Genomic DNA, 16,701 nt, shown 5'->3' with positions numbered 1-16,701 from the left:
ACCGACGGCAAGCGCTTCGTCGCGCGCATGGCGTTCGCGTCGATCGTCGTCTCGCTCGGCGTGATGGCGCTGAAGTTCCTCGCCTGGCGCGTCACCGGCTCAGTGGCGCTGTTTTCGGACGCGCTCGAATCCATCGTCAACGTGATCGCGGCGACCGTCGCGCTTTATGCCATCACCGTTTCCCACCGCCCGGCCGATGACGAACACCCCTTCGGCCACCACAAGGCGGAATATTTCTCGGCCGTGCTCGAAGGCGTGCTGATCATCGTGGCGGCCCTTCTGATCGCGCGGGAAGCCTTTGTGGGTTTACGCGCCCCGGCCCCCATCGACGCCCCTTGGGAGGGTTTGGCGATCAACGGCGTGGCGGCCGCCGTCAATGCCGTCTGGGCGCTTCTCCTGATCCGCGGCGGCAACAAGCACCGCTCGCCGGCACTCGTCGCCGACGGCCATCACATCATGACCGATGTGGTGACCAGCATCGGCGTGATCGTCGGCCTCGTCGCGGCGGTCATGAGCGGCATCCCGATCCTCGACCCGCTTCTGGCGCTTCTGGTCGGCATCAACATCCTCTGGCAGGGCTGGAAGCTGGTGAACAGCTCAGTCCAAGGCCTGATGGATACCGGTGTGGATATGGCGGAAACCTATCGCATCCGCACGATCATCTCGACCCATGCCCAGGGCGCGCTCGAGATCCACGATCTCAAGACCCGCGTCGCGGGCCGCGCGACCTTTATCGAGTTTCATCTGGTGGTCGATCAGGCGATGAGCGTCGGCGACGCCCATGCCATCTGCGACCGTATCGAGGAGGCCCTCAAGGCCGATATCCCGAGCGTGCGTGTGGTCATCCATGTCGAGCCCGACCAGGAAGCCAAGCTGCCGCCGGGCGCAACCGCCGTGCCGTTCGCTTGAGGCGATGGTTCGGTGGGGTGGTGCGGGCGGAGACCTCACCCCCACCCCTTACCCCTCCCCACAAGGAGGAGGGGAGGACATGCCCGTCGCGCCTTTTCTTTCAAGCCAGGTATCGAGCTCCAAGTGTGAGTGAAACGATGACGTCTCCCCTCCCACCTGTTGGGAGGGGTACGGGGTGGGGGTGACGTGGCCACATCGCGAACCTCTGATCGCACGACGCCACATTCCCCACCGCCAACCATTCAGGCGGCCTCATCGCCCGAAACCGTCATCCCCCTGTCATCCCCCTGTCCTAGTCCCCACCCCGCAAGCCACCGCCCCAGGCAGCCCGCGAAGAGGACGACCATGACCGCAGAGAACCACAAACCCTTCCGCACGAGCCTGCTCGAAGAGGCCGATGGTCCCGGTCATAACCCCTCCGCCAATCCGACCATGGGCGAGATCATCTCGGCCCGTTTCTCGCGCCGCGGCTTCCTGCGCGGCGCGCTCGCCGTTTCGGCCATCACCGCGACCGTGTCCCCGCTGGCGCTCGTTGCGGCCGACGAGGCCAAGGCAGCGTACGGCTCGGCCTTCAGTTTCGACGAGGTCGAGGCCGGCGTCGATGAGCATCACCATGTCGCCAAGGGCTACGACGCCGATGTGCTGCTGCGTTGGGGCGACCCGCTCTTTCCCGACGCGCCCGACTTCGATCCGTTGAACCAGACACCGGAAGCGCAGGCCCGCCAGTTCGGCTACAACAACGATTATGTCGGCTTCATCCCGCTCGACGGCGCTCAGAACCGCGGCCTGCTCGTGGTGAACCACGAATACACCAACGAGCACCTGATGTTCCCCGGCATCGTCCAGGTGGTGCAGAAGGCCGACAAGAAAGACCCGTCCGAGACCGTCGCCGAGCTCGAGATCAAGCCGGCGGACAGACACCGCGTCGACATCGAGATGGCGGCCCATGGCGGCACGATCGTCGAGATCGTGCGTGAAAACGGCAAGTGGCGCGCGAACCGCGAAGGCAAGCTCAACCGCCGCATCACGGCCAACACGGAAATGCGGATTTCCGGCCCCGCCGCAGGCCATGACCGCCTCAAGACCCATGCCGACGCCACCGGCACGAAGGTGTTCGGCACGATCAACAACTGCGCCGGCGGCGTCACGCCCTGGGGCACCTACATCATGTCGGAAGAAAACATTCACGGCTATTTCGGCGGCGAATTGCCGGCTGACCACCCCGAGGCCGCGAACTACAAGCGCCTGGGGCTTCCCGAGGGCACCTATGCCTGGAACGAGTTCCACGACCGCTTCGACGTGTCGGTGGAGCCCAACGAGCCGAACCGCTTCGGCTGGGTCGTCGAAGTGGACGTGATGGACCCCAATTCCGTGCCGAAGAAGCGCACGGCACTCGGCCGCTTCAAGCACGAGGGCGCGGAATCGATCGTCAACAAGGATGGCCGCGTGGTCTTCTATCTCGGCGACGACGAGCGCTTCGACTATGTCTACAAATTCGTGACCGAGGGAAAATTCAACGCGCAGGACCGCGCCGCCAACATGGACCTGCTCGACCACGGCACGCTCCATGTGGCGAAGTTCGGCGAGGACGGCACGGTTGCGTGGCTGCCGCTCACGCACGGCACCGGCCCGCTCACGCCTGAAAACGGATTCAACTCCCAGGCCGATGTGGTGATCGAAGCGCGCCGCGCGGGCGACCTGCTCGGCGCCACCAAGATGGACCGCCCCGAGGACGTGCAGCCCAACGGCATGAACGGCAAGGTCTATGTCATGCTGACCAACAACACCAAGCGCAAGGACAGCCAGATCGACGCCGCCAACCCGCGCGCGGAAAACGCCTTCGGCCACATCATCGAGATCGCCGAGGACGGTGGCGACTTCGCGGCCACCACGGCCAAGTGGGAAGTGCTGCTCAAATGCGGCGACCCGAGCGTGGCCGAAGTCGGCGCGTCGTTCTCGACCGCCACCACCGCGAATGGCTGGTTCGGCATGCCCGACAACTGCGCGGTGGACGCCGCAGGCCGCCTCTGGGTTTCAACCGACGGCAACAGCCCCAAGGGCACGGGCCGCACGGACGGCCTTTGGGCGGTCGACACGGAAGGCGACGCACGCGCCACCTCCAAGCTCTTCTTCCGCGTGCCGGTGGGTGCGGAAATGTGCGGCCCACAGTTCACGCCGGATGAAGAAACGGCCTTCGTCGCCGTGCAGCATCCGGGCGATGGCGGTGAGGACTGGGAAGGCTTCGGCCGCCTGTCCTACTACGAGGACCTTTCCACCCGCTGGCCCGACTTCAAGCCCGACATGCCGGTCCGTCCGGCGGTCGTGGCCATCACCAAACAGGGCGGCGGCAGGATCGCCTGATCGTCCAACAATAGCGCGTGAGGTCACCCTCCCCTCAAGGGGGGTGAGACGCGGTCGGCCAGAGGCCGACGAAGAGCCATGGAGATGGCTCTTCGAGTGTCGAACGCCCTGAGCCATGCGAAGGGCCGGGAGCCGCACCTCCTCTTTCCCCTTGCCCCCTTCCCCTCACGGGCCTACTGACCCACGCAACGGAGTCGGGCAATGGAATTCCATCAGGGCCGCCTGATCGACCATCTGCATCTGCGCGTGGCCGATCTCGAGAAATCGAAACGCTTCTATCGCGCCGTGCTTTCTGCGATCGGCCGCGCCGATGCCATCCACGAAAGCCCGACACACTTCGCCGCCGACGAGCTCTGGATCGACGCGATGGATGCGCAGGGTCCGAGCCGCGTTCATCTGGCCTTTCAGGCACGCGACCGCGAAACGGTGGGGCGTTTCCACCAAGCGGCCCTGACTGCCGGCGGCACGGACAACGGCGCGCCCGGCGAGCGATCCTATCACCCCGGCTATTACGCCGCCTTCGTGCTCGACCCCGACGGCAACAATATCGAGGCCGTCTGGCACGGGGTCCATACGCGCTCCGCCCCTTCCGTGGTTTTGACGACGCCTTGAAGCATACCGCACCGCCCCCCGAACGCCTCGGCCAGTTGCCGCGCATCGCACAATGGGCCTTTCTGCTTGCCCTTTCGGCGCTCTTCGCCTTTCTCATCGACTGGGCCGGACTGCCGGCAGCCCTTCTGCTCGGACCGATGCTCGCGGCCATCGTGTCAGGCGTGAACGGCGCCACGGTCCGCCCCAAACGGCCGCTCTTCTGGGCGGGCCAGGCGGTGGTCGGCGTCTTGATCGCCTCTTCCATCGAATGGCGCATCGTCCAGTTCATTCTGGAAGACTGGCCGCTGATCGGCGGCGCGGTGGTGGCGACGCTTCTTGCCTCCAGCATTCTCGGCTACGGCATCAGCCGCTGGACCGCTTTGCCCGGCACCACCGGCGTCTGGGGCTCGGCACCCGGTGCCGCGAGCGCCATGGTTCTGATGGCCGACGCCTTCGGCGCGGATGCGCGGCTCGTCGCCTTCATGCAATATCTGCGCGTGATCATGGTGTCGGGCGCAGCAGCCCTTGTGGCCGGTCTCTGGGTGGACACGAGCACGGTCGCAGGCCCGCCGCCCGCACCGTGGTTTCCCCCGATCGAACCGCAGGCTTTCGCGGCGACCCTCGGCGTGGCGCTGGCCGGCGGGTTGCTGGGCCGCGCCTTGTGCCTGCCGACGCCCTTCTTTCTGGGCAGCATGATCGTCGGCATCGCCCTGCATCTGGGGCTCGATCTCTCCTTCCAGCTGCCGCGCTGGCTGCTCGGCCTGAGCTATGCGATGATCGGCTGGACGATCGGCCTCAATTTCACGCGGCCCGTCCTTTTCCACGCGGCACGCGCCCTGCCGCAGGTGGTGGGCTCGATCCTCGCACTGATGATCTTCTGCGGCGGCATCGCCTTCCTGCTCACCAAGCTTCTCGGCCTCGACCCGCTCACCGCCTATCTCGCGACGAGCCCCGGCGGCATGGATTCGGTGGCGATCATCGCGGCCGCCTCCGGCAAGGTGGACCTCTCATTCGTGATGGCGCTTCAGATGGCGCGCTTCCTCTTAGTGCTGCTCGTCGGCCCGCCTCTGGCACGGCTCGTGTCGCGAACCGTGAAGGAGTGAGCGGCGGGCTTGCGGCGCCTTATGCCCTCCTGTAGAGAGCCAGTCATGCGACCCCGCGCCCGCAACATCGAGCACCGTCCGACCGGCTTCGCCGGCGAGACGCTGCGCGCGCTTCGTTCGACGCTTCTTCTTCTCGGCCTTACCGGCGACCGTCGGGCTCGTTAAGGGGCACCCGGCGGTCGGATTGGGCCGCATGTGTTCTCGTCTGAACGCGGCTCCGCTCCTCGGATCAAACCCGCCGGCGAATGCTGGTTGAACGAGCACAAGAGACAGAGAACGGCATTCCCGTGAGGCCATGAGACCCCGGAATGCTCAGGAGCATACCATGAACATCCAGTCCAAACCGGGCATCGCTGGCAGCAGTCCGATCAAGGGCATGGCGAACGCCGCCGCGAAATATCAGGCCTACCCGCATATCGCGCTCCCCGACCGCACATGGCCCGACAGGCGCATTGAAAAGGCGCCGGTCTGGTGCTCGGTCGATCTGCGCGACGGCAATCAGGCGCTGGTCGATCCGATGGGGCACGAGCGCAAGAGCCGCATGTTCGCGCTCCTGCTCGAAATGGGCTTCCCCGAGATCGAGATCGGCTTTCCCTCCGCCTCGCAGACCGATTTCGACTTCGCCCGCTGGTGCATCGAGCAAGGCAATGTGCCCGATGCCGTCTCGCTCCAGGTGCTCGTCCAGTGCCGCCCCGAACTGATTTCGCGCACCTTCGAGGCGCTGGAAGGGGCCAGGCACCCGATCGTCCACTTCTACAACTCCACCAGCGAATTGCAGCGCCGCGTGGTGTTCCAGAAGGACGTGGCCGGCATCAAGCGGATCGCGACCGATGCGGCCAAGATGATCACCGACATGGCGGCGAAAGCGGGCGGCGACTACCGCTTCGAATATTCGCCGGAAAGCTTCACCGGCACCGAGCTCGAAGTCGCGCTCGAGATCTGCAACGCGGTGACGGAGATCGTCCGCCCGACACCTGAGAACAAGCTCATCCTCAACCTGCCCTCGACGGTCGAGATGTCCACGCCCAACATCTATGCCGACCAGATCGAGTGGATGTGCCGCAATTTGGACAACCGCGACGCCATCATCGTCTCGCTCCACCCGCACAACGACCGTGGCACCGGCATCGCCGCGACCGAACTCGGCCTTCTGGCGGGCGCGGATCGCGTGGAAGGCACCTTGTTCGGCAATGGCGAGCGCACCGGCAATGTCGATGTGGTGACGCTCGCTCTCAACATGCTGACGCAGGGTGTGGACCCGGCCTTGGATTGCTCCGACATCACGCGCCTGCGCGACGTCTATGAATATTCCAACCAGCTGCGCATCCCAGAGCGCCACCCCTATGTCGGCGAACTGGTCTATACGGCCTTTTCCGGCTCGCATCAGGACGCGATCAACAAGGGCATGAAGGCCAAGGCGCAGGCCAACTCGCCGATCTGGGAAGTGCCCTATCTGCCGATCGACCCACAGGATGTCGGCCGTTCCTACGAGGCCATCATCCGCATCAACTCGCAGTCGGGCAAAGGTGGCATCGCCTATGTGCTCCAGGCCGATTACGGCCTACACCTGCCGCGCGGGCTTCAGGTCGAGTTCAGCCAGGACATCCAGGCGATCACCGACGCCGAAGGCAAGGAAGTCTCCGCCAAGCGCATCTATGAGCGCTTCAGCGAGACTTACGTGGACCAGCCCGAGGCCCGGCTGAAGCTTGTCGAGCACACCACGCTGCCCGACCACGAAAAGCGCGGCCAGCGCATTCTCGAAGCGGTGATCCGCGACGGGGATAAGGAACTGACCATCACCGGCACCGGCAACGGCCCGGTCGACGGCTTCGTGGACGCCCTCTCGCGCCATACCGGCCTGGAGCTTTCCGTGCACGACTATTCGGAGCACTCGCTGCAGGTCGGCTCGAATGCTTCCGCCGTCTGCTACATGGCGATGGACACAGCCCTTGGCCGCGTCTGGGGCGTGGGCGTCAACACGAACATCGTCGCGGCCTCGCTCGAAGCGGTGGTGTCGGCGGCGAACCGGGTGCTGGCCAAAGGGTGAGACGCGACGGCCATCAGGCCGGCGAAAAGCCATGGAGATGACTTTTCGAGCTTCGAACGCCTTGAGCCATGCGAAAGGCAGGCAGGGGGTTGTTGGGATCGAGACGTCACCCCCGCCTCACTTGTACGGGAAGCCAGGCGCCAAGCTTGAAGGGCTGGGCGCAACGAAGACGTCCCCCTCCCACCTGTGGGGAGGGGTAAGGGGTGGGGGTGACGCCTCCGCCGCTCGGTGCTTCGCGATGAGCCCTGGCAAAGGCCGGCTTCCCCAAGAATTCACCCCACCGCCAACCTTTTGCCGTACTCGCACGTTCCCGCTAAACATGCTGTCTGGGTGTGGCAGCGGGGAGAGTGTTCGATGACCAGCGGCGACAAGCCCGTCTCGCCTTTGCGCGAGGCCGTGCGCGAGATCAGGACGCGGGCGGCGGATCGTGACGATGTGGTGGTGGAACTGCGCGAAGCCTCGCGTACCCGCCTCGAACTGCTCTTGGCCGAACTCGAACCCATCATCGCCGACATCCCGCCCGAGATGGACATCTTCGACTTCGCCGTGTCGTCAGGCCTCCAGCCACGCCTCTGGATCGACCACGTCGCCCATGTGGCGCTGGGGCGTGACCGCCGCACCTACCTCTTCCAGCGCGACACGCGCGCCGGTCGTGTGGTGCTGGCGGAATCGGCCGCCATCCCCACGATCGTCGAAACCGTCACCCGCTACATCGCCGAGCGCATCGTCGAGCGCGAGCGCGCACTGGACGGACCGGTCGTGGCCCGAGCCGAGCCGACGGTCACGGAAACGCGGCAGACCGTGGCCGAACCCTTTCAAACACAGGAGCCTGCTGCTCCCACCCCGGCAGCCCTCGCCGCCGAGCCCGTTCCGTCCTCGCCTGCCCAGAAGTTCTTTTCCGGCCTGCTTCTGATCGTCAGCGGCGCTCTGGCAGGCCTCGCGATTGCCGCCCTCGTCTTCTGGGACCGCGTGCAGGCCTATCTCGACAGCATGAATTTGGGGAATTAGAGCGGTTTCCGGCCATCTTGCATTGTCGGCACGGCGACGATTTCGGTTCGGCGCGAGGCGCGAGGAGGGCGCGATGCCGTTGCATCGTAACCGACGAGCAACACTGCGCCGGGCCGAAAGCGGGCCGACGCGCAGCGGGCGCCCGAAGGGCGATGACGCAGTGCAAGATGGTCGGAAACCGCTCTAAGCGGCAAGGCTCGCCGACAGAAGCGTCAGCCCCAGCAGCAACACCAGCGCGGCCCCGCCGATCTCGATGGCCGCATGGATGGTGTTGCCCGTGCGGCCGTTGCCCGCGAAGGCCACGGCCCAGTTCTTGGCAACCACGGCAAGCGTCGCCAGAGCCGAAACGGTGATGGCCGTCCCGAACGACATGGCGAGCACGGAAACCAGACCGCCGAGCCAGAGCCCGTGCAACAGCGCGAAGGACAACACGATCAGGGCACCCGTGCAGGGGCGCAGGCCCACGGCCAGCACCGCCGACCATGCCGTGCGCCAGTCGAACCGGTCGCCGGCCAACAGTGCCGGGTCGGGCATATGCGCGTGCCCGCAGGTGGCGCAGACGTCCGCCTCGGCAGAACTCGCCTGGAAACTGTGAACCGGCTCGGGCTTGCTCCCACGCGGCGCATAGCGCAGGCGCGAAACGGGCAGGCAGCCGCAGTCGTCGGAATGAGCATGGGAAACGGCAGCAGCCGACAGGCTGTGGGCCGGAGCACGTGCCGAGAACCGCGCGAGCCGTGGAGCGAGCTTCTGCCAAAGCAGCCACGCGCCGAACAGGGTCACCAGCACATAGCTCGACACTTCCAGGAAATAGGTCGCATCGGTCATCGAGATGGAAGACCCGCGCAGCACGAGATAGACCGCGAGCATCATGACGATGGCACTCACCGCCTGCAAAAAGGCCGACACGAAGGACAGCATGATACCGCGTCGCAGCGCCACCTCGTTGGCGAGCATATAGGACGAGATCACCGCCTTGCCGTGTCCCGGCCCCGCCGCATGGAAGATGCCGTAGAGAAAGGACAGGCCGACGAGCACCCAGGCCCCGCCCCCGCCGTCGCGCATGGTCTTCAACGCACCGGTCAGCGCCCGGTAGAAATGCTGCTGCCACTGGTTGATCGTGTTCAGCGTGCCGGCGAACAGGCCCGTCGAGGGCAGCGTGGCTTCATTCGCCCCGATGCCGAGCGAGCTCTGCGCATGCGCCTGTGCGGCAAGAGCGAGAAGCGCCAGGCCGGCGAGTGCGACGCAACGAGGTTTCATGGGCACCCCTCTTCTCGAATGGCTCAGGCCGGGCAGTTCAGTTCGAGCTTGGTGGCGAAGATCTTGCTCATATCCGTGCCGGTCGGGTCGTTGAAGAAGGCTTCGGTCAGCGTGCCCTGGTTTTGGGCGATGGCCTCATCCGGGTCGGGCCGGATCACCGACTTCGTGCAGGCGGACGGCATGTTGTCGACCACCAGCTCCTTGTCGTCGGTGAAGTCGATGGCCGTATAGAAGGTCGGGTCATAGACGCCGAAATCGACCTTGCCCTTGAGCCTGAGCGGCTGGGCCGGCTCGCTTTCGAACAGCACGATCAGCTGCTCGTCCTGATATTGCGCGATGAGCTGCGGCGGCGGTTTCATCGCGGCATCCTTGCCGTCCACCGTCACCAGCTGGAAATATTTGTATTCGCCGAGCGAGTCGAAGATCGTCTTCGAGACCTCCGCCATCTCCGTGTCGTCGAGCTTCAGATCGCCGTTCTTGTCGAACTCCATGACGACGGTGGAAGAGAACACGTCGTCGAAGCGCCAGACATGGCGCAGCGCCTTCACCGTCTGGTCCGGATTCACCACCACTTCGAGCCGCGCTTCGGCGAACACATGCGGATGCGCCTCGGCCTTTTGGAAAGGCAGGAGCCCGACAAACAGCGAGGCGGCAAGCGCGAGGGTGGAAGGGCGGCGCATAAGCAGGAAGAAGGCCTCGATTCGGGCGGTGCTGCGAGTGAGACACCAGAACAAGCGGGCGAAATTGGGACTGGGACCGATTCCTAGGCGCCCGCGCCTTCCCCGAGCTTGCACCCGTGCGCGGCCCCGTTTTCCTTGAACCATTGCGCGAGGAAATCCACCAGCGCCCGCACCTTCACCGGCAGATGGCGGCGATGCGGATAGACCGCATAGATGCCCGCCCCCGGCAAAAGCCATTCGCCCAGCACGGTTTCGAGCCGTCTCGCCGCGATCTCGGGGGCTGCCACGAAATCCGGCAGGGCAGCAAAGCCGAGCCCTTCAGCGGCGGCACATGCGGTCGCCAAGGGGCTGTTCACCTCGATCGGCCCGCTCACCGACACGCTCACCGGCTCGCCGCCTTCCGAGCGGAAGGGCCAGTTGCCGAGATGGCGCGCATTGGTGTCGACGATGCAGGGCAGCTCGGCCAGGTCCTGCGGCCTGGTCGGGCGGCCGACGCGTTCGATCAGGCCGGGTGCCGCGCAGATATGGATCGAGAAGGAAGCGAGCTTCCTGGCGATCAAGGACGAGCTTTCGAGCCGCGTGATGCGGATGGCGAGGTCGAAGCCTTCTTCCACGAGGTCCACGAACCGGTCGTCGAGCCTGATATCGAGCACGATGTTCGGGTGCGCCTTGGCGAAATCCACCAGCGAACGCCCGATGGGGGCGTCGGCAAATGATCGGGGTGCCGACAGCTTGATGCGCCCGCCGATATCGCCCGAGGTTTCGCGCACGGCATCCGCCAGACTGTCGACCTCGCGCAGGATCTCGCTTGCGCGGGTGAAATAGGTCTGGCCGGCTTCGGTCAGCGAGAACTGCCGCGTGGTGCGGTTGAGCAGCAGCGCGCCCAGCTCGTCTTCCAGCTCGCGCACATATTTCGACAAAAGCGCTTTGGAACGCCCGCGTTTGCGGGCCGCGGCCGAGAACCCTTCCGCCTCCACCACATCAATGAAAGCGCGCATCCGTGTCAGCGTATCCAGCGGCTTGAACCCCTCTTGCGACCCTTGCTGTGGCCGTCAATCCACAGCAGGGGGAACCATCACTTGCCCGATCGATTTTTTCAAGCACACGGCCTGTTTCCGATTGATCAAGCGGGTGCGAATCTCTATATCGCGCTTGCCCAAAGTCGCACGTGCCTGTGGGTGTCCGCCGCTTCCTCGAATGGTGAGGAAATCGGCAAGGTACCTGGAGCTAACCGATCCAGTCGTTCTCGCGGCCAACCGCGAAAAACGAGGACACCTTGAAGCAACGACGGTGCGGGCCTTTCTGGTGTCTGCCGGTTGTCCAAAGACCGGGGTTACTGAAGAGGCACACCTTCATTGCCGAAAGTGCGGACAGGGATTTCCCTTCCAAGCCAAGGCAGACAAAGCGGACAGGAGCCGTTCGAGGCTCGGTCCATCGCCGCGCAGGATGCGGAAGAACGTGCCCGGTGTTTCCACCTGCCGGGACGCTCGCTCCTTCTCCTTCGCACTTTGTCCTTGAACGGATGCGCGCTTTGAAAAGCGCCTCGCATCCGAACCCTGCCTGCTGCCTTCCGGGCAGCGCTTTGGAGAGTTTCGATGGCCGCCACCCGCCGCATTCTCGATTTCCTCGCACAGACCCCGAACGACGGCCCCTGCCTCGTGGTCGATCTCGACGTCGTGCGCGACAACTACGAAGCCTTCGCGCATGCCCTGCCCGACTCGCGCATCTTCTATGCGGTGAAGGCGAACCCGGCACCGGAAGTCCTGTCGCTGCTCGCCTCGCTCGGCTCGTCCTTCGACACGGCCTCGGTCGCCGAGATCGAGATGGCGCTGGCCGCCGGTGCCACGCCCGATCGCGTGTCCTTCGGCAACACCATCAAGAAGGAGCGCGACATCGCGCGCGCTCACGCGCTCGGCATTTCGCTGTTCGCCATCGACTGCGTGGAAGAGGCCGAGAAGGTCGCCCGCGCGGCTCCCGGCGCGCGCGTGTTCTGCCGCGTTCTGACCGATGGCGAAGGTGCGGAATGGCCGCTGTCGCGCAAGTTCGGCTGCACGCCCGCGCTTGCCGTCGATGTCTTGCGCGCGTCCAGAGCGCTCGGCCTCGACGCTTACGGCGTGTCCTTCCATGTCGGCTCGCAGCAGTGCGATCTCTCGGCCTGGGACCGCGCGCTGAGTGATGCGGCGAACGTGTTCCAGACGCTCGCGGCCGAAGGCATCGTGCTGCGCATGGTCAACATGGGCGGCGGCTTCCCCACCCGTTACCTGCGCGACGTGCCGCAGGCCGAGGCTTACGGCCGCGCGATCTTCTCGGCGCTGCGCAAGCATTTCGGCAACCAGATCCCGGAAACCATCATCGAGCCGGGCCGTGGCATGGTCGGCAATGCGGGCGTGATCCGTTCGGAAGTGGTGCTCGTGTCGCGCAAGTCGTCGGACGATCCGGTGCGCTGGGTCTATCTCGACATCGGCAAGTTCGGCGGCCTCGCCGAAACCATGGACGAGGCGATCCGCTACCCGATCGTGACCCCGCGCGACGGCGACGCGACCGAGCCTTGCGTGCTCGCAGGCCCCACCTGCGACTCGGCCGACGTGCTCTACGAGAAGGCCCCCTACCCGCTGCCGATCACGCTTTCGGTGGGCGACGAGGTGCTGATCGAAGGCACGGGCGCCTATACCACGACCTATTCGGCGGTCGCCTTCAACGGCTTCCCGCCGCTCCGATCCTACGCGATCTGACGGGCTTTTCCGCCCGGCAGATCCCCGAGCCGGACGTGACGATCTCGCGCCCGGTTCGGTTCGCCTGTGGAACCACCTCCGCGCGTGAAGGATTGCCCTTTCATCATGTCCGCATCGCCTTTCCCCGCCCAACCCGCCTTCACGATCGAAGCCGAGCGCACCTCGGACGTCTTCGCGCGCGAGTTTCTCCTCAACTGCGCGATGGGTCTGGGCCGCAAGCGCAAGAGCTCCGAAAAGCTGCGCCGTGGCCGCCTGCCGGCTAAGGGCCTGTCCTTCGTCGCGCGCGATGAAGAGGGCGGCGTGATCGGCACCGTCCGCCTCTGGCATGTGCGCTGCGGCGAAGGGGGCCCGGCCGCCCTTCTGCTCGGGCCGCTCGCGGTCGATCCGGCGCTGAAGGGCGCGGGCCTGGGCTCGGCACTCATGCACCATGCGCTGGCGGAAGCCAAGGCACGCGGCCACAAGGCCGTGCTGCTCGTGGGCGACGCGCCTTATTATGCCCGCTTCGGGTTTTCGGCCCAGAAGACCGGTGGCTTGGCCATGCCGGGGCCCTATGAGCGCGAGCGGTTCCTGGCCGTCGAGTTCGAAGAGGGCGTGCTCGACGGCGCCAAGGGCACGCTGCTGGCGGCAGGACGCAAGGTGAAGCTCGAGGCTCTGCGGCTGGCGGCTTGAGTGCCGGGTTTTGCTATGGTCGAGAGGCGGCTAGGCCACCCCCACCCTTTATCCCTTCCCACAAGGGGGAGGGAAGGACACAAGCGCTGCGCTTCTTTCTCAAAGCTAGGTATCAAGCTTCAAGAGTTAGCGCGGCGGTGACGTCTCCCTCCCCCTTGTGGGGAGGGATATAGGGTGGGGGTAACCTCTCCACCCACACCATGCCCCCAGAAACCGGCAAACAAAAAGGGCAGCCTCTCAGCCGCCCCCTCGATCCCCCTACAGCGCCTGACCCAGCGCCATGGCGGCGCTCATATCGCCGTCGATCTTCATCTTGCCCGTCATGAACGCCGTGGTCGGGTTCAGGTCGCCTGACACGATATCCGCGAAGTCGTCCTTCGACACCGAGATCGTGCAATCCGCATCGCCGTCACCGACGCGCGCCGAGGCGCCGTCGATCAGAACCGTGCCTTCCCCTTTGAAATCCACCTTCACCGTGCGGCTGAAGCCGGAGCCGGCCATGCGCTCGTTGATCTTCTGGGCGATGGTCTCGATGTCCATGGTGCATTCCTTGCGAAGATGACAGTTCGGGTCGCACCGATATAGGCGCGCCGCAGCCGCAGGAAAACCGATCGGCGCTCAGAAATGCGCGTCGGGCGAGGCCACCTTGTGCCCGCCCCCGCTCTCGGCATCATCCGTCTTGGGTTTGGAGGTGCGGCGGCGGATGGCGTTGTCGCGGATTTCGTCCTTGGACAGGAAGTCGATCTGCTCGATCAGCACATCGTGCAGAAGCTCCTCGCCGACGCGCTTGTTGACGCTTTCGCGCACGCCGGCCCGGAAGGCCTCGACATCGACGGGCTTGGGCGCCTTCAGATCGAAGGGCGGATGGCCATAGGCCCAGGTATAGACCTCGTCGGTCAAAAGCAGATCCGGCGGCACCTGGAGCTTGGCCGCCTTGCCGGCCTCGATCGTGAAGGCGAGGCGCGCGAGCATATAGCCCTGCACCGCCGAATTGCGCACGAGCGGCACCGAGATGATCTCGGTCTTCAACGTGTCGAGCTTCACCACCGGCTTTGCCGGCTCGCCGGTCTCGGCCACCGCGGGCTTTTCCTGCGCCGCATAGAATGCCGCGCCCAGTGCCGCGATGCAGAGCCACAAACCGGCGAGCGCGAACTTGATCATGGGAATTCTAGAAGCCACCGGCGGAATAGGTGCCGTCGGACTGCGAACGCTCGATCACATCCTGCAGCAGCGCGGCCACCTCGCCCACTGCGCTCAAATGCGCACGGATCGTCGCCTCGTTGCGGTTGAGCTTGTCGCGCAAGGCCTTCAATGCGGGACCGTGCTGGGCGAGGATGTCGGCCTCGGCCATGCCCTTGGTCGCCTTGCTCAATTCGTAGAGGCAGCGGCTCTTGCGCGCGTTGGAGGCTTTCAGATCAAAGCGCACATCGGTGCGGATGCCGACCGTTTCCTCGTCCAGCGCCTCGGCCGTGCGCTCGATGATGATGGCGAGGTTGCCGACCGAAACCGCGGGCGATGCGAAGCTGCGTGCGGGCGTGCTGGCGAAGGGCGAGTATTCCATGAAGATCGTTCCTTCGAAAAAATCAGCGACCGGAAGCAGGCTGAGGCGCGGGCGCTTGCAGCGTGCTCATCGCCTTGCGCTGCAGTTCGGAAACGAGCGAAGCGGAAAGCATGGCCTCGCCGGCCTTCGCCTGATCCGAGGTCGCGCTGCGCTCGCCCACCGGCACCGTCTTGCCGTCGGCGGTGTAGTGATCTTTCAGCAAACGATCGGCGATGCCGATGCCGCCGCGCTGGGCGAGTTCGGTGCCGAGCTTCTGGGCCAACAGGCTCTTCCACATGCCGCCCGCCATGCCGCCGCCATAGGCGCTTTCGGTGTCATCGGGCAAAAGCGTTTCCATGAAGGTGCCGAGCACCATGGCTTCGAATTTCTGGGTCGGGTCGAGCTCCTGCGCGGGCCGCGCGACAGCGTCGGCTGCGGGCTTCACATCCAGATTGGCTGCGACCGTCTCGAAGCTTTCAGCGGATGCCGGCACTGCGCTTTGCGCCAGTCGCGCACGCGCTGCCGCGACCGCCTGGGGTTCGGCGGCGTCCACCACATCCTTGACGATGTCGCTGACCGGGGAAATGGCCACTGACTTCTTGGCTCCGGGAGTTTCTCGACCGGTGCCAGTGTGCCCTTGTCAGCTTGCGGGAGCCTGACTGGTGCGGGTTTCCACCCATTCGAGAAGCGCGCGTTCCTCGCCCATGCGGGCTTCCCAGGCGCGTTCCTGGTCGAGATGGCGCTTGAGCGCCTTTTCACGCATGGCGAGACGCGCGAGCGCCCGGCCCTCCTCGTCGGCACGCTGTCGCTCTTCGGTTTCGCGGGCCTGCGCGCGGGCGATGCGTTCATGGTAGAGTTCGGGAAACAGCGCGAACATCGAGCCCGGCGCATCGAAGCGCGACTTCAGCGTTTCAGCGTCGCAGCGGGCGGCGGCGGCGGCGGCCAGGCAGGCGGTGCGGCGCGCCTCGTGCGAGGCGGAAAGCTTGCCATGGAGACTGAGCAGCTTTTCCAGTTTTTTTCGTCGGCCAAGCGGCATCAACTATTTTCCCAAACTGACCGGCACGAAGCCGTCGGCGAAGAGTGACAGCAATGTTCCTGCTCCAAGGTAAAGAAGCACCAAACCACCTGCGATCGTGAAGGGCTGTGAGATGAAATAAACAGGTATCTGCGGAACCAGCTTGTTGATGAAGCCGATGGCAAGATTCACGAGGATCGCATATGCGACAAAAGGGCTGCCTAACCGCAATGTGACCTGAAACGCCTCGCTGAGCGTGTCCGTGACATCCGTGAGCGCCGCGCGCGCGTCGAAGGCGGCCCCCACCGGCACCATGCGATAGCTCTCCACCAGCGCGCGCACCACCTCGTGGTGGAAGTCGAACACGAAGAGCAGCAGAAGGGCCGAAAACGAGATCAGGCTCGCCAGCGGCGACTGCGATTCGGGCTCTTCCACCGCCGCCCCGCCCGCTGCACCGTAGCCGACGAGATTGGCGATGGCCGTGCCCATGAATTGCAGCGCCATCACATACAGGCGCGCGAGCAGCCCGATCAGCCCGCCCACCATCAGCTCGCCCGCGATCGCCGGAACGAGCACCGTCATGTTGCGCGTCGCGACCGGCAGAAGCGAATCGGACAGGTGCGCGAAGATGGCAAAGGTCGCGGCGAGCGCCACGAAGAGGCGCACCTGCGTCGGCACGCGCACGCTGGAGGTGCCCGGCATCACCAGAAAGCAGGCGCCGATCCGGCAGAAGGCCAGAAAAACGGCGATCACCAGCCGTTCGGCCTCGCCGTTCATGCTCCGTGGTTC

General features: G+C 65.3%; 17 protein-coding genes. 8 read left to right on the top strand and 9 right to left on the bottom strand.

The features are described from left to right. Positions 1–27: 27 nt before the first annotated feature. The 6 genes from NGM99_RS14980 (at position 28) to NGM99_RS14955 (ending at position 8,019) form a co-directional block, all read left to right on the top strand. Entirely contained in the window at positions 28–909 is an 882-nt protein-coding gene (locus NGM99_RS14980) for a cation diffusion facilitator family transporter (RefSeq protein ID WP_252820796.1), read from the top strand. Positions 910–1,254: 345 nt separating this feature from the next. Further along, positions 1,255–3,270 carry a PhoX family protein gene (locus NGM99_RS14975; RefSeq protein WP_252820319.1) on the top strand — a complete coding sequence of 672 codons (2,016 nt, stop codon included), beginning with the start codon at positions 1,255–1,257 and terminating at the stop codon, positions 3,268–3,270. 201 nt (positions 3,271–3,471) lie between these two features. Beyond that, positions 3,472–3,882, top strand: coding sequence for a VOC family protein (locus NGM99_RS14970; RefSeq protein ID WP_252820312.1), 411 nt, complete (start codon positions 3,472–3,474; stop codon positions 3,880–3,882). Continuing rightward, a complete protein-coding gene (locus tag NGM99_RS14965; protein ID WP_252820308.1) occupies positions 3,879–4,964 on the top strand; it encodes an AbrB family transcriptional regulator in 1,086 nt (361 codons plus the stop codon). Before NGM99_RS14970 ends, NGM99_RS14965 begins: the two co-directional genes overlap by 4 nt. A gap of 376 nt (positions 4,965–5,340) precedes the next feature. Continuing rightward, the gene (leuA, locus tag NGM99_RS14960; protein ID WP_252820794.1) at positions 5,341–7,011 is read left to right on the top strand and encodes a 2-isopropylmalate synthase; all 1,671 of its coding nucleotides are present in this window, start codon (positions 5,341–5,343) and stop codon (positions 7,009–7,011) included. A 354-nt stretch (positions 7,012–7,365) separates the two neighbouring features. Next, on the top strand, positions 7,366–8,019 hold the full coding sequence (locus NGM99_RS14955; RefSeq protein WP_252820306.1) for a hypothetical protein: 654 nt from the start codon (positions 7,366–7,368) through the stop codon (positions 8,017–8,019). Positions 8,020–8,202: 183 nt separating this feature from the next. Here the strand turns inward: NGM99_RS14955 and NGM99_RS14950 are convergent, their stop codons facing one another. The 3 genes from NGM99_RS14950 to NGM99_RS14940 form a co-directional block, all read right to left on the bottom strand. Next, entirely contained in the window at positions 8,203–9,276 is a 1,074-nt protein-coding gene (locus NGM99_RS14950) for a nickel/cobalt transporter (protein ID WP_252820304.1), read from the bottom strand. A 23-nt stretch (positions 9,277–9,299) separates the two neighbouring features. Then, a complete protein-coding gene (locus NGM99_RS14945) occupies positions 9,300–9,956 on the bottom strand; it encodes a DUF1007 family protein (RefSeq protein WP_252820302.1) in 657 nt (218 codons plus the stop codon). An 83-nt stretch (positions 9,957–10,039) separates the two neighbouring features. Next, positions 10,040–10,972 (bottom strand): LysR family transcriptional regulator, encoded by a 933-nt coding sequence (locus NGM99_RS14940; RefSeq protein WP_252820792.1) that lies wholly within the window; start codon positions 10,970–10,972, stop codon positions 10,040–10,042. 579 nt (positions 10,973–11,551) lie between these two features. On the opposite strand from NGM99_RS14940, the gene NGM99_RS14935 reads away from it, so the two are divergent. Both NGM99_RS14935 and NGM99_RS14930 read left to right on the top strand, forming a co-directional pair. After that, complete coding sequence (locus tag NGM99_RS14935) at positions 11,552–12,688, top strand: type III PLP-dependent enzyme (RefSeq protein ID WP_252820301.1); 1,137 nt, start codon at positions 11,552–11,554, stop codon at positions 12,686–12,688. Between the two features lie 105 nt (positions 12,689–12,793). Continuing rightward, positions 12,794–13,357, top strand: a complete 564-nt coding sequence (locus tag NGM99_RS14930; RefSeq protein WP_252820299.1) for a GNAT family N-acetyltransferase — start codon at positions 12,794–12,796, stop codon at positions 13,355–13,357. 258 nt (positions 13,358–13,615) lie between these two features. Here the strand turns inward: NGM99_RS14930 and NGM99_RS14925 are convergent, their stop codons facing one another. The 6 genes from NGM99_RS14925 to fliR all read right to left on the bottom strand — a co-directional run bounded on the left by NGM99_RS14925 (position 13,616) and on the right by fliR (position 16,689). Continuing rightward, positions 13,616–13,897 carry an SCP2 sterol-binding domain-containing protein gene (locus tag NGM99_RS14925; RefSeq protein ID WP_252820297.1) on the bottom strand — a complete coding sequence of 94 codons (282 nt, stop codon included), beginning with the start codon at positions 13,895–13,897 and terminating at the stop codon, positions 13,616–13,618. A 78-nt stretch (positions 13,898–13,975) separates the two neighbouring features. Beyond that, positions 13,976–14,518: a hypothetical protein gene (locus NGM99_RS14920; RefSeq protein WP_252820295.1), complete on the bottom strand. Its 543-nt coding sequence runs from the start codon at positions 14,516–14,518 to the stop codon at positions 13,976–13,978. 7 nt (positions 14,519–14,525) lie between these two features. After that, positions 14,526–14,918 carry a hypothetical protein gene (locus NGM99_RS14915; RefSeq protein WP_252820293.1) on the bottom strand — a complete coding sequence of 131 codons (393 nt, stop codon included), beginning with the start codon at positions 14,916–14,918 and terminating at the stop codon, positions 14,526–14,528. 22 nt (positions 14,919–14,940) lie between these two features. Beyond that, positions 14,941–15,489 (bottom strand): rod-binding protein, encoded by a 549-nt coding sequence (locus tag NGM99_RS21800; RefSeq protein ID WP_252820292.1) that lies wholly within the window; start codon positions 15,487–15,489, stop codon positions 14,941–14,943. A 48-nt stretch (positions 15,490–15,537) separates the two neighbouring features. After that, on the bottom strand, positions 15,538–15,933 hold the full coding sequence (locus NGM99_RS14905) for a hypothetical protein (RefSeq protein ID WP_252820290.1): 396 nt from the start codon (positions 15,931–15,933) through the stop codon (positions 15,538–15,540). A gap of 3 nt (positions 15,934–15,936) precedes the next feature. Beyond that, positions 15,937–16,689, bottom strand: coding sequence for a flagellar biosynthetic protein FliR (gene fliR, locus NGM99_RS14900; protein ID WP_252820288.1), 753 nt, complete (start codon positions 16,687–16,689; stop codon positions 15,937–15,939). Positions 16,690–16,701 lie beyond the last annotated feature (12 nt).

This window comes from Mesorhizobium liriopis (genome assembly GCF_024053505.1).
In the GTDB taxonomy this organism is placed as follows: Bacteria; Pseudomonadota; Alphaproteobacteria; order Rhizobiales; family Rhizobiaceae; genus Mesorhizobium_B; species Mesorhizobium_B liriopis.
The sequence above is the reverse complement of the archived record's forward strand: the minus strand, read 5'-3'. Positions and strand labels throughout refer to the sequence as shown.